Source organism: Streptomyces sp. 142MFCol3.1, assembly GCF_000424945.1.
Classification (GTDB): domain Bacteria; phylum Actinomycetota; class Actinomycetes; order Streptomycetales; family Streptomycetaceae; genus Streptomyces; species Streptomyces siamensis.
On sequence record NZ_AUKV01000067.1, the window covers coordinates 1 to 13,085 of the forward strand.

Here is a 13,085-nt window from a genome sequence, read left to right on the forward strand (position 1 = left end):
ACCCACGGCCGCGACTGACGCTTCCCCATGCCCACATCAACGAACGATCAAGCCAACAGTCACATGATCAAACCGCTTTTGTTAGAGCCAGTAAGTCTTCTGCGATCAGCACCAGCCGGGATGAGACCTGCTCGGGCCAACATCACGCGGGCGGAGTTCTTGTCCCTCGGGGAGACGGCTCCGCACGCGGTGCAGGTGTAGGTACGTTCCGACAGCGGCAGGGCGTGCTTGGTTCTCGCTCCGCACTTGCCGCAGTCCGTGGTGGTGTGCGCGGGGTGCACAAGGTGCAGGATGCGCCCGTGCTTGCGCGCCATGGCGATCAGTTCCTGTTTGGTGGTGGAGATCGCCGCGTCGGCGGCCTTGCGGGCCATGCTCGACTTGGCGAGGAACTTGGGGCGGAAGTCCTCCACCGCCAGCACGTCGTGATCCCGCACCACGTGCTTGGCCCACTTGCGGGCCATGTCCTTGCGCTGCCGGGCGATCTCCTGGTGGAGGGCCCGAAGTGCAGTCGGTTCCCATGCGCAAGGGTCACGCGGGCCACAACCGTTTCGTACCGCCAGTGGTCAACGTGAACGACCGACGTACCGAGGGCCAACAACAGGAGTCTTCTGTGTCCAACCGCACACGCCGTCGTTCCACCGCGGGCTGTGCCCTGCTCGCCGCGCTGCTGACCGCCCCACTGGCCCTGGCCTCCCCGGCCGCCGCTGCGGCGCGGACGCCGGTGGTCGATTTCAACGGCGACGGCTACGCAGACCTGGCGATCGGCGCCCCTCGCGCCACAGTGTCGGGCCTCACCTCGGCGGGCTACATCTCGGTCGTGCACGGCTCGTCGGCGGGCGCCGACGCCGCGCATCCGAAGCTGATCACCCGTGCCACCACAGGAGTGCCCGGCGCCGTCAAGGAGTACGACTCCTTCGGCGAGTGGACGACCGCCCGTGACCTCGACGAGGACGGCTACACCGACCTCGTGGTCGGCGGCTACTCCACCCCCGTGGTGCTCTGGGGCTCCGCGCAGGGTCTGGGCAATGGCACCGCGCTGACCGGCACCGCCTACCAGGTGGCCGGCGGCGACATCAACGGTGACGGGCATGCCGACCTCGTCGCCAACATCGGGGGATCGCTGCAGGTGCGTTTCGGCCCCTTCACCCGCGCCGGGGTGCCCGCCTCGACCGACACCCTCGACTTCGACGACGAGGACGGCGCCCAGGCCTTCACCGTGGGCGACATGAACGGGGACGGCAAGGACGACGTCGTCACCACGCACGGCTTCGAGGAGATGCAGTACAAGTCCCGGTTCTGGGCGGGTACTTCGACCGGTCTGAGCAAGACCTACAAGACCACCGGCTACTACACGATCGGCGGCGTGATAGCCGACGTGAACAAGGACGGCTACGGCGACTTCATGGCGCTGGAGGTCGACCAGGTCTCGGAGGTGCGGGAGTACGACGCCGGCGCGGTCCGCGTCGTCTACGGCTCCGCGGTCGGGCCCTCGACCCGTACGGCGAAGATCACCCAGGAGACGGCGGGCGTCCCGGGCGTGAGCGAGGCGGGAGACTACGACCAGAACCTCGGTGACCAGTTCGGCTACTCGCTGGCCGCGGGTGACGTGAACGGCGACGGCTACCCGGACGTCGCGGTGGGCGTACCCGGCGAGGACGTCGGCTCCGTCCGCGAGGCGGGCTCCGTGGTGCTGCTGAAGGGCGGCTCGTCCGGGCTCACCGGTTCCGGCGCCCAGGCCTTCACTCAGTCCACGTCCGGCGTTCCCGGGGTGTCCGAGGCGGGCGACAACTTCGGCCGCTCGGTCCACCTCGCGGACGTCAACGCCAACCACCGCGCCGACCTCGTCCTGGGCGCGCCCCTCGAGGACGGCACGTACAAGGACTCAGGAGCGGTGTGGGTGTTCCGCGGCTCGACGTCCGGCCTGACGACCACCAACATCGCTTCCTTCGGGCCGAGTTCGCTGGGCGCCCCGCAGAAGGGGGCGTTCTTCGGGCTCGCGTTCGCCGACTGACGCGGGCCGCCCGAGAGGGCCCGGCGTGCTACTCCGTGTGACACCGGGCCGGGCGCACTACTCCGTGTGGTGCGCCCGGTCGGCGGTCAACCTGACGAGAACCGCGGTGCGTTGCTCCTGCGCACACGGGTACTGCGGCCTGAGTTCCAGGGCCCGGTCCAGATCCGCCAGCGCCTCCTCGTCGCGGCCGAGCGCGCTGCGGGAGACGGCGCGGCTCGCACAGGCCGATGCATACGTGGCTTCCAGCGCCAGGCCCTGTCGTACTCGGCGAGGGCCTCCTCGTGGCGGCCGCCACCCGCAGGGCGTCGCCCAGCTCGCAGCCGCCCCAGGCCCAGGCGGGTTCCAGCCGGACGGCGCGGTCGAGGTCCGCCACCGCCTGGAAGACGCCTGCCCGGGTGGGGATCGGCCGCTTGCGCGGAGACGGTGAGGACGTGGCCGACCTGACGTCTCTCCAGCTCGGCGCTCAGGTGCGGGTCGCCGCCGTAGACCTCGTCACCGGCCACCCACGCCGCAGCACATCGGCATCCAGGGCCTGGGCGATCATCTCGGTGGCCAAGGCGGGCTTCGTGGCGAACCTCAGGTCGTCGGGGATGCCGGCCGCGCGGCAGCGGTCGGGGTCCTGGGTCCATGAGCGGGGGATGTAGAGGCGGCGGTCGAGGTGGCCTTCGACGAAGGCCCGTATGTCGTCGCGTACTTGGTCCGCGTCCCAGGACGCGCAGCTGAACAGGTGCTGCATGCCGGCCGGACTCTCGTCCCCGGCGTGCTCGGCGATCGTCCAGCAGTTCTTCCTCGGCAGGTTGGCGAGCAGACCCAGCACGAATGCTCGTGCCCGACGGCGCGGCTCCACCCGGGCGAACCGGCGCGCGACCCTGGCCATCAGGCCCTCGAATTTCGCCTGCCGGCGGGCAGGGTCAACGCTGTGGCCCACGGCCACCGGCTGATCTTCGTTTGTCCACACAACCGACGATGATCAACGGTGGCCGTCTCCGTCTGCGGACCGGCCTCACCCAGTGGTCGGGTAGCCGGAGACCATTGCTGATCTCCGGCCCCCTCAGAACCGGACGTGCGGGCTTTCCCCGCATCCGGCTCAAGCAAGCCCCGAGGGCTTCGCAGGTCAGCAGGGTTATGTGGCCCGTTTGCCGTCGCCTGCGTGGTGCTGGCGGTGGCACTCAGAGTGCACGAGGCGAAGGTTGGTTCGTTCGTCTGTGCCGCCGTCTCGCCGGTAGGTGAAGTGATGCTTGTGGAGCATCTTCTTCGAGGCCGCGAACCAGTTGATCCACTCGCGTGGACTGTCCGGCTCGTACTCGGCTCCGACGATCAGCGCCTGTTTGCAGAGGGGACAGGGTCCCTGCTGCCGGACCGCCAGGAGAAGACTCGTCTTATCCATCGGCGGCGGCGCTTTCCTGCGACGGCGGTTCTGCCAGTACTCGGCCAGGGCGGGGTCGTCCGGGGACGCTCCGCCCTTGACGAGCTGGTGGCGGACGATGCCGGTCCAGGCGAACTTGATGAGGAAGGCTCCGCTGTCGCGGTCGCCGAATACCCATCGGTCACGCCTGGAGGGGTGGAACCTGCCGAAGTACCGGTCCACGACCCAATACCTCGACTTGTTGCGGTGGCGTCGCCTGGCCCATTTGAAGGTCAGCCGCCACATGTAGTGATCCAGCGACGAGAACGTCGTCGTGGATGCCACCGCCCGGTAGTAGGCCGCCCAGCCGCGAACGATCGGGATCAGCCTGCGCAACACGGCCTCAGCGTTCGCCCCGTGCAGGGCTCTCACTTCGGTCCGTAGTCGCGCCCGGAGCCTCTTGCAGGCCGCCGTGCTCGGGGTGATGATCAGTTTCTTCCGGTTCTTCCGGCGGACGTTGAAGCCGAGGAAGTCGAACCCTTCATCGAGGTGGACGACCTTGGTCTTCTCCTCATTGAAGCGAAGACCCCTCGGCTCCAGCCAGTCCTCCAGCCGGGCCCTGACCTGGTGCACCTGTTCCTCGTTGTGACAGAGCACAACGAAGTCATCGGCATACCTCACCAGCACTGGGGTGCCCGGGGCGGCGCCGGGCTCGCGCCCGGCCCTCACCACGTATTGGCACCCTGCGGCCTGTTCCAGTCCGTGCAGAGCAACGTTCAACAACAGCGGGCTGATCACACCGCCCTGAGGAGTTCCCTCCTCGGTCGGTGTGAACCGGCCACGGTCGATCACCCCCGCCTTCAGCCAGCCGCGGATCAGATCCCTGGCAGGGAACTGGCCGAGCATGGTCATCAGGTGGTTGTGGTCGATGCGGTCGAACGCCGCCGACAGGTCCGCGTCCAGGACCCACAGACGCTTCGGGTTCTTTCCCTTCACCGTCCAGAAGATCGCGGATATAACGTCCTGACAGCTGCGGCCGGGCCGAAAGCCATACGACCTCGGCTCGAACCGCGCTTCCCACTCGGGCTCCAGCGCGTTCTTCACGCGGGCCTGGAGAATCCGATCTCGGATGACCGGGATGCCGAGCGGTCGCTGTTTCCCGTTGCTTTTCGGAATGAACACTCGCTTGACCGGCCTGGCCCTCCAGGGCTTCGACGACCGATGGATCTCGGTCGCCAGTGTCCCTCGCGCCTTCGGCGTGAGGGCTCGTTCCCCGTCGATGCCAGCAGTCTTGCGACCAGTGCTCTGCTGCGTTACCCGCTTCACGCTGACCAGCGTGTTGCTGCGGCTCCGCAACATGAGCTTCTGCAGGTTGCGGACCTTCTTCCAGTCCTCTTCCTGCGTTGCCTTGAAGATCCTCTGCCTCAGCCGCCGTACGTTCTCCTCGCAGGTGGCCCAGTCGATGCCGTGCCAGTCGAGTAAGTCGTCCTCGGGTCCGTTCACCGCAGGTGCGGGCGTCGCGACAGGTGCCGTGACCTCCACGTTCCCCTCCGGTGTCTAACTTGTCCCTCGGTTCCGGCTTCCTTGCAGTGGTGACTTCAAAGGCTCACCTGATCCACGTGGGCTCCCCTTCGGGCCGGGCCACCAGGACCCGTATCCGGCGAGTTATGCGAGAGCGGGTGAAGGTCCCAACTCCCGGTTTCCTCCGGCCTTTCGGCCTGCCGGCCTTCGCTTCTTGGATCTTCCTTCTCCCGCCGGGGACTTCAGCCTCCCTTGCGGTTGGCCTACCAAGCCAGTGGCTTGGACCTCGACGGGGTTTCCACGTTCCGCACCAGTAAGACGCGGCTGGGGTGGGCGCCCCCTCTACCCCGGGACCAGCGGTGTCCTCCCTCCGGGCTCAGTCACCCGAAGGTCGCTTGGCCCTTCCCAGCGCCCGGTCCTGTGACCGCCGCCAACACGCCATCGACGCGGCCTTAAAGTCACGAGGCATCATCAAGGGTTCACCTGCGTTCGCCCGTCCAGCCTTCCCCTCGCCTGTTGCACCCCGATGGCCGGGACGCTCTTGGGCTTGAACGCTCGGCTTCACACCCCGCCGTTACCAGCGACGCATGCGAGCGCGGGGACGGACCTTGGACACTGGCCCGAAGTTCAGCCGATCGATACCTCCTTCACGTGGCTGTCCTTACTTACCTGGAGCGACTTCGTGTCGCACACTGAGCGCTTCAGTTGGCCAGTCAAGCGTTGACCGGGAGGGTATGCCCTATCCCGTGCGAGCGTTGTCCCAGTTCTACTCCACCGGCTCGCGCCAGGCGGCGACGAGATCGTGGAAGCGCGAGAAACGGGCGCCAGGAACAGTCTCGTCACTGAACGTCTCGCCGTTGAGCCAGCAGATGTCGAGGATGTCGGTCTCGGTGTCGAGTAGGCAGCACACACCACCGGTGGTGGCGGTGAGGTCGGTGAACACCTTCCTGACGCTCGCCGACTGCACGAACATCCGGCTCATGCTCGAGGTAGCGGCTGTGAACTGCAGTGACGCGAAGTTCGGGTGCCATGCGGGGGAAAACCTGACAGTCAGGTAGATGTACCCGACCGACACTCGTCCCCGCTCGTCGACCCTGTCGGAATCGCGGAGGAAGAACTCGCGCATCGCGTCGTCGACGCCGATGACGATCGAGGTGTCCAGTTCGAGCGTGCCGCCTGCTGAACAGTCGATCGGTTCGCTCTTGAAGTTCGAGGTGAACGGCACGATCAACTGCTCTCCGCCCGGCAGGGTCACCGGAAGCGGCGGCGTGTCGCGGCCTTGGGGGGCGAGCTCGGCCAGCCGGGTCAGTGCCCTCACAACGTTCCGAGGGGGCATGAAGATCTCGTAGCTGTAGTCCAGTCCCATGCCGCCCCGCCTCCCCTGCCCTGAACAGGCATCCTTCCATGATCTGGATCGGTCGCCCAGTTGATTCACACCCGGCAAGATCAGGATCTACAGCTGGAGTACTAACCGGCCTACAGCACTTCCTCGCCCAGCAGGCACACCCCGAAGCGGGCCGCACGCTCCTCCAGTTCCGTGTAGGCCATCGCGGCCGGCGCGGCATCCCACGTCATGAAAGCGAGAGCGGAGACCGCCTCGCTGCGCGTCATCCCCTTCTCCCACGGCACGCACGCAGCGGCGCACCGCTCGGCGAGCTCGGCGTCGGACAGGCTCGTGGTCTCCCGGTCCACGCCGGCTTGGACGTCGGCGACGCCCTCGCACCAGGCGCGGTGGCCCCTGGACAGCAAGTCGTGCAGCGTGTCCGGGTCGCTCGCACGCTGGGCCTGGGCGGCGAGTTCGAGCAGCAGGGCGGTGGGGTTCGTCTCCATGGTCATCTCCTCCATCCACTGTAGGGGGCGCCCGCTGCGCCGGGGAGCACGGCGGGCGGTGGTCATCAGCTGTGCACGGTGCAGCTGTCGCGCACTGCCCGGCCGGCGCGACGGGCCAGTTCGGGTTCCTTGCGGGGCTTCTTCTTCAGCGCTGCTCATACCTGTTTCTTGAGGGCGGTGAACTCCGGGCGTCGTCTGGGCATACGACGCCGGGGTCGGGCGCGCCGCACTGCGGGAGCTGTCGCCCCGGGCCTGTTCGACTGGCGTACAGGTCGGCGAGCCGCGGCCGCCGGCCGATGGAGAGCAGCAGGTCGTGGCGGGATGCGAAGGCGCACAGTGAGCCGGAGCAGCTTTTCCGGACTAGTGAAGGAGCGAGTGATCGAACCAGATCGGCCGGGCCTAGGCTGCGTGACATGGCGAGATTTGACGAGGTCAAGGCGGCGTTCTGGGGTGACGGCGACTACGGCGTCCAGCTACCGCTCACCGAGGAAGCAGTGCGGGAGGCTGAGCGCGTGCTCGGCGTGACGCTGCCCGCCGTGCTGCTCGACCTTCTCCGTGTCCGCAGCTCGGCGTGCCGGATCAGGTCGGTGATGCGCCGGTTCGGGCGCAGTACAGCGCAGAGGGCTCAACGCTCAGCCGAACGACCCGACATCACCCAATCATGTTGAGTACATCGCCGGAACTGTTGCTGCCGCAGGCGTGGGTTACGTGTAGACAATCCCAAGCTGGCGACCCTGCACGGCGGGGCTGAAGATTTGAGGCGGATCGCCATCCTGCTCGCGCACTGACACAGACACCTGGTACAACTCGCCGTGTACCAGGCTCTTGCGAACCTCGTACTCTGCCCACTGCTGCCTGTCCTGGGGCGTCGGCCAGGCCGGCATCCTGTGCGACGCCATGCCGTTCTTCACGGACGTGCCCGGGTAGACGACCTCCTTGCCCGTGGCGTCTTCCAACCAGATGTAGACGTCCACCAGAGCGTGGCCGGATGTCGTGCGCCACTCCGCGTTCATGTACAGGCTGTCGCCCTCGATCCGGCCGCATGCCTTGACCTGAACGCGGCTGACACCCGAATCGGTCCACCCGGTACAACTCGTCGCAGGGTTGGACGGTGGTCTGGAAGCGGACACGGACGGCGCAGGATTCGACGCCGGAGCCTTCGGTTCCTGCTGCGTCGGTGCCCTGCTGGGTGACGGGCTCGAGGAAACCACGCCGGGCGGCTTCAGGGCAGCGCTTGGTGTGGACGAGGCGGAGGGCTTCGACGCCTTTGCGTCGCTCGCAGGTGCCGCGTCCACTGCCGTGTGCCGCTCCCACAGATCCACGCCCACGAATACGCCAAGTGCCAGGACCGTCGCCCCTGCCAGCGACCAGGCCACGCCCGCCTTCAGCGAACCACGTGGCATGTAGTGATGGTGTTCGTTGATCGTCTGGTTCTGGTTGGCCTGGTACGTCCGTGCCTGGTCCGTCGGGTTCGCGGTGAAGGACTGACCGCCGGGTGAATCCGGCCGAGAAGTGGGGTGTTTGCTCATCGCTCGTTGATCGTCTGGTTCCCGGCGGACTGGTAGATGCGCCCGCGCCCGGACGCCGTCGCGTTGAAGACCGTGGAGGTTCCCTGCGCATGAGAGGGGAGCGCGGGGGCGAGGTCTTCGGTCAGTACACGGCGCAGTTCCTCGGCGAGGTCCGGGCGCGTAGCAAGCAGCCGACGGAAGCGCAGGCGCCACTCTTCGGCAGAACCCTCGCTGACATCGCCATCCGGGGTGGTGAGGAGCAGAGTGCGGGTTTCCGCGAGTTCTGCCTCCACTGTGTCGGCACGCTCCGGGTACGCACGTCGCCAGAGGGCGCCGACCGAGGCCTGTGCCCCTTGCCACAGGTCGGTGGTGAGAGCCGTAACCACTGCGGTCCCCACAGTGGAGGCGAGGGCTCCTAATTCGGCGTCCACTGCCCCTCCTTCTTGGTCATCTGTGCTCAACAGGGGGCGCCATCCTAGGGCATCAACGACCGGGCCCAGACCGTCAGTCGGGAGAATGGGCAAGGATTCCTCGACGACGACAATGCGTCTCGGTTTTGCCAGGTAGATGGAGCCCGCGGAGCGGCTCTGGCCGGGACCTGCTCAGGTACAGAGCCGGTCGTCCCAGCCACGACCTACGGCGCCGAGGATCGCGAGGTGGTCGGCCTCGGCGGCACCGGAGGCGACAATCTCCAGTCTGAGCGGCATCGCCGCCGCTCAGAAGGCCTGGCCTTTCAGGCCCCGTATTGCAGATGCATGATGTCGCGTACCAGCGAATGTCCTCAGTCGCGTACGGCGTTGTGCACCAGGTGGTGTACCGAAGGACCGCCGAAGCGGCCGTGGTCAGCGGTTGCCGGTCCAGACGATCCGGTCCGCGAAGCCACCGCGCTCACTCGTTTTGATCTTGCGGATCTTCTCCAACTGCGTTGCGCCGACCCCCAGATCCACGGCCAGCGCGTGCACAACCTCGAGCACGTCCCCGAGCTCCTCCGGCGCCTTGGCGTCGCCTTCTTTGCCACCCGCCCGAAAAACCGTGGAACCGCACCCTCGTGTGCCGTTACCGTTCTCCCGCCCGCAGTCACCCTCTCAAGGATGTGCCGTTGTACACCAAGTGAGCCCCCCCGAGCGCTGATCCGTCGTGCGACGCACATGTGCGCCGCGCTCCTTTCCGCTGCGGTCTTCTCACTGGAACCGGTGTATCTCTGTGTCCAAAAACTGGGCGGTCGTGCCCACCTGCCTGCCGACAGTTCTCCACCATTGCCCCAGGCGCGCCCCCGGCCGCTTCCGGGCGAACAGCACATTCCGCGCCACCGCGAACCACAAGCTCCTCGACGCCCGGCTCCTCGCGCTGCGCACCGGGTCCGGGGACACCACCAAGCTCGCTGTCCCGAAGCGGATGAACGTGCGTTCCGTACCACCCGAGCTCCTGAACCTGCTGCACGACAACGACCCCGGCCTGACAGCCGACCTGCTCCAGGGCCAGGTCGTACGGCGCCGCGACGTGGGCGGCTCGGGTCGAACCGAGCGGCCGGCCTGGCAGTCGCCGTACGGTCCGCCGCCGCACCGGGCGCACCGCGGCCGGTGGGCGCCAGTGCCGGGGGTGGCCTGGTCTCGGTCCGCTCTGCGGCGCGAAACCCTGTGCGACCGGTGCGTCTGAGCGCCGAAGGATGCGGCTCTTTCGCGAGCCTAGGCCAAGAGACTGCCCGCCGAAGGGAACCTCGTGTCGACAGTCCGCCTGAGCAGCAAGCTCTCGCGCGACTTCACCTTCATGCTCATCAGCAGGCCGTGATCTGACGTGGTCGGGCTCACGGCCCAGGTTCTACATGCCATGGTCGGCCTTGTGCAGAAGAGGAATCGCGCTGGCTGCTGGGCCGCGGGGCTGCGGCTGAGGGGCGGTGGACGCGCATCCAGGCGAGATTCTTCGGTCGGGGTCCTGGACCGGCCTCCAGATGGGCGCGGAAGGCCCGTGCTTGAGCAAGTCGGCCAGCGGCCCTGCCAGGACGGGAACGTGACGCAGGAAGGCAGCCAGCGCCAAGTTTCCGGCAGCCGCACACAGGGCACTGATCCGGATCTCCACACTGGCCGGGCCAGTGCCATCCAGGACGAACAGCAGCCTGGGGAAGAGCGGGTAGTGCCGCCGCCACTCCTCCGGCGGCGTGGTACCAGGGGCCGGGACGCCTCCGCTGGCGCGGAGCCGATGATGTCGAGGACGGGCCGGGCGGTGTGCGTAGCGGACACCGCCGCCGGAGCGGACCTGATGACACGAGGCGTCCGTGTCTCCTGGCTCAGCCCGGGACGCCTCCGTTGGCGCGGAGCTGAGGCCACCCGCAACGCAGCATCTGGACGTACGCCGAGCGCCGCGAGCGCGGAGGCGGCCGCCCAGCCGGAACGACAGATCGCCGCTACCCCTACGACGGCGACCCCCGCCTGCACCAGGCCCGCCTCGCGATCAAGGCACACCCCGAAACTCCCGCAGCCCAACTCGCCGGCCAACTGGCCCACGAGCACGGCGGCACCGCAGGCACCTGGTCCCACATCATCCGCAGCGCACGACAGCACCCCGAAGACTGACCCGCGGCGATCAACAGAGGGGTGCTTTCGCCATCTGGCACTCCGTGACTGGGGCAGGTGGGCAACCGGCGTTCTCCTGCTGGTACGGCGTCAACAGCAGACGGCACAGGGGAGGGACCATTTCAAAAAGAGTGCGCAGGATCCATGCGGCCCCGCCGATGGCGGCCACCACCACTGCGTCCCAGCCGACACTGTCTGGTTGGCAGGCGGGTGCCGACTGGGCAGACTGACGCATCAGCTGGTCGACACCGGCGGGGGGACGTCAACATGACGCGTAGGTACCGGCCTCGGGCGCGTCGAGTCATCGCACCAGTGCTCGTGCTGGCCGCTGCGGCTGCGGTCACCGCTCTGCTGGAGCTGGAGGAAGCCCCAGCATGGCTGGCGTGGTGCCCTCCGTGGCTTGCTGCGGTGCTCGTAGCCGTGCTCGGCGTGGCCACGACGTGGTGGTTCGAGACCTGGGCGGCGCGCCGTCAGGCAGCCGTCGACCAGGATCTGGCAGCCGTAGATCTGCTGCGACGGCATCTGGGCCGCGCAGAGAAACTCCCCCTCATGTGCGACATGGCTTCGCGTGGTCTGGCCCTTCGGGTCCACGAGGCGATCCCGCTCAATCGTGCTCCGGTGCCGGCTCGCACACCTTTGACCCGTCAGCGCCTTCCATGGCTGAGGCGGCGGAGCGCCACGGCTTCCCCCTCAGCGCTGCCAGATCCGGATCTGCCTCTGTTCGTCGAACGCGACGTCGCGCAGGACATCCGTGCCTGGATGCGAACGGCACGGACGACTGGGGGCTTTCTGGTCCTTGTGGGCGACTCCTCCGTGGGAAAGACACGGCTGTTGTTCGAAACGGCCCGTGAAGTGCTGCCGGACTTCGCCGTGCTGAGCCCGGACCTCGGCGATGGTGGCCTCATCAACACCATTGCCGACGCCACGTTCCCGCTGCCGAAACTGATCGTCTGGCTGGACGAGCTCCAGCGCTACCTGGCCGGTCCGTATTTCGTCGCCGATGAAACATCTGCCCATAGCCCGCTCACCGCAGGGGCAATCCGTAAACTCCTGAGCACCGACACCCCTGTGATCTTTCTCAGCGCTATCTGGCCGGAGACCCTGAGAACCCTGCGCTCCACCGAGCCGAACCCCGAGACCCATCAGCAACGGCACCGCTATCCTCAGGCCGCCGACGTGCTCGCGGCGCCCATACACGACATCACAGTGACCACGTTCTCGCCCACCGAGCGCGTAGCAGCAGCCGCCCTGGCCGCGCGAGACCAGCGCCTGGCGCAAGCCGTTGCCGATCAGCACTACGGCGTCACCGAAACGCTGGCTGGCGCCCGGCAGATCATGCGTCGCTACGAGCAGGCCGACGACTCGCAACGAGCTGTCATCCACGCGGCTGCCGATGCACGCCGCTTGGGCATCCAGTCCCCGTTGACCACCGTGCTGATGCGCGATGCCGCCCGCGGTTATCTGACGGCGCTTCAGCCAGACGACGCGTGGTTCTCTGATGCCCTCACCGAGCTCACCAGTTCCAACCGTCGCGACGACCGCGCCACAGCACCTGTCATCCCGCTGCTGGCGGCCGACCGTCGCACCGTGGTCGGCTACACGGTCGCCGACTATCTCCTGCAGCAGCTGACGCGCCGACGGCGCAGCCAGCAACTGAGTGCCATCACGTGGGAGGCCTTTGCCACCAACATCCACGACTTCGACGATGCTCTGCGCCTCGCTAACAGCGCCGAATACCGCCTGCTCTACCAGGTTGCCAAGTCGATCCGCACACGCTTTGCCGACGCTGGCGACTGGAGGGCGGCCCGCCGGCTGGTCGACCTGCTGGCCGATCGAGGCGACATCGACGGTCTACGGGCCCGGGCCGACGCTGGCGACAACGCAGCGGCCCGCCGGCTGGTGGAGCTGCTGGCGGAGCGAGGCAACATCGACGGTCTACGGGACCGGCTCGGCGCCGACTTGAGCATCACAGCCTATTCATTCAACCAACTGCTGGCCGAACGAGGCGAGATCGACGAACTGCGCGACCGAGCCGACGCAGGTGATGAAGGGGCGGCCGACCTGTTGGCTCAATTGCTCGCCGACCGTGGCGACATGGATGAGCTGCGTGCCCGGGCCGAAGCAGGCCACTATTACGCAGCCAAATTGCTGGCCGCACTGCTGAGCCATGGCGACGACATCGGGGAACTACGGGCCCTCGCTGACGCAGGTGTGGGTCTGGCGGCTGAACTGTTGGCAGGGATGCTGGCCGAGCGGGGCGACTTCGATGAACTGCAGGCCCGGGCCGACGCAGGCGACAG

General features: G+C 67.5%; 8 protein-coding genes and 4 pseudogenes. 4 read left to right on the plus strand and 8 right to left on the minus strand.

Annotated features, from left to right (window positions below):
- Nucleotides 1–59 precede the first annotated feature (59 nt).
- Nucleotides 60–494: pseudogene (locus H305_RS48900) on the minus strand (zinc ribbon domain-containing protein); the annotation flags it as partial.
- 116 nt (nt 495–610) lie between these two features.
- On the opposite strand from H305_RS48900, the gene H305_RS0142720 reads away from it, so the two are divergent.
- A complete protein-coding gene (locus H305_RS0142720) occupies nt 611–2,011 on the plus strand; it encodes an FG-GAP-like repeat-containing protein (RefSeq protein ID WP_028805828.1) in 1,401 nt (466 codons plus the stop codon).
- Nucleotides 2,012–2,336: 325 nt separating this feature from the next.
- Here H305_RS0142720 and H305_RS0142725 read toward each other — a convergent pair.
- The 4 genes and pseudogenes from H305_RS0142725 to H305_RS0142740 all read right to left on the minus strand — a co-directional run.
- A pseudogene (locus tag H305_RS0142725) lies at nt 2,337–2,888 on the minus strand (transposase); the annotation flags it as partial.
- Between the two features lie 246 nt (nt 2,889–3,134).
- Nucleotides 3,135–4,898, minus strand: coding sequence for a group II intron reverse transcriptase/maturase (gene ltrA / locus H305_RS0142730; RefSeq protein WP_028805830.1), 1,764 nt, complete (start codon nt 4,896–4,898; stop codon nt 3,135–3,137).
- Between the two features lie 745 nt (nt 4,899–5,643).
- A complete protein-coding gene (locus tag H305_RS0142735; RefSeq protein WP_028805831.1) occupies nt 5,644–6,243 on the minus strand; it encodes a hypothetical protein in 600 nt (199 codons plus the stop codon).
- A 110-nt stretch (nt 6,244–6,353) separates the two neighbouring features.
- Nucleotides 6,354–6,707 carry a hypothetical protein gene (locus H305_RS0142740; RefSeq protein WP_051371598.1) on the minus strand — a complete coding sequence of 118 codons (354 nt, stop codon included), beginning with the start codon at nt 6,705–6,707 and terminating at the stop codon, nt 6,354–6,356.
- Between the two features lie 413 nt (nt 6,708–7,120).
- Between H305_RS0142740 and H305_RS0142745 the strand changes: the two genes are divergently transcribed.
- Nucleotides 7,121–7,375, plus strand: a complete 255-nt coding sequence (locus H305_RS0142745) for an SMI1/KNR4 family protein (protein ID WP_028805833.1) — start codon at nt 7,121–7,123, stop codon at nt 7,373–7,375.
- A gap of 36 nt (nt 7,376–7,411) precedes the next feature.
- Here the strand turns inward: H305_RS0142745 and H305_RS53795 are convergent, their stop codons facing one another.
- The 3 genes from H305_RS53795 to H305_RS55915 form a co-directional block, all read right to left on the minus strand.
- Complete coding sequence (locus tag H305_RS53795; RefSeq protein ID WP_158690690.1) at nt 7,412–8,236, minus strand: hypothetical protein; 825 nt, start codon at nt 8,234–8,236, stop codon at nt 7,412–7,414.
- Complete coding sequence (locus H305_RS0142755; protein WP_028805835.1) at nt 8,233–8,646, minus strand: hypothetical protein; 414 nt, start codon at nt 8,644–8,646, stop codon at nt 8,233–8,235. The genes H305_RS53795 and H305_RS0142755 overlap by 4 nt, the downstream gene beginning before the upstream one ends.
- A 411-nt stretch (nt 8,647–9,057) precedes the next feature.
- A complete protein-coding gene (locus H305_RS55915; protein ID WP_267880820.1) occupies nt 9,058–9,189 on the minus strand; it encodes a hypothetical protein in 132 nt (43 codons plus the stop codon).
- 229 nt (nt 9,190–9,418) lie between these two features.
- Here H305_RS55915 and H305_RS48905 point away from each other — a divergent pair.
- Nucleotides 9,419–10,003, plus strand: a pseudogene (locus tag H305_RS48905) (DUF1062 domain-containing protein).
- A gap of 1,094 nt (nt 10,004–11,097) precedes the next feature.
- Nucleotides 11,098–13,085, plus strand: a pseudogene (locus H305_RS0142775) (hypothetical protein); the annotation flags it as partial.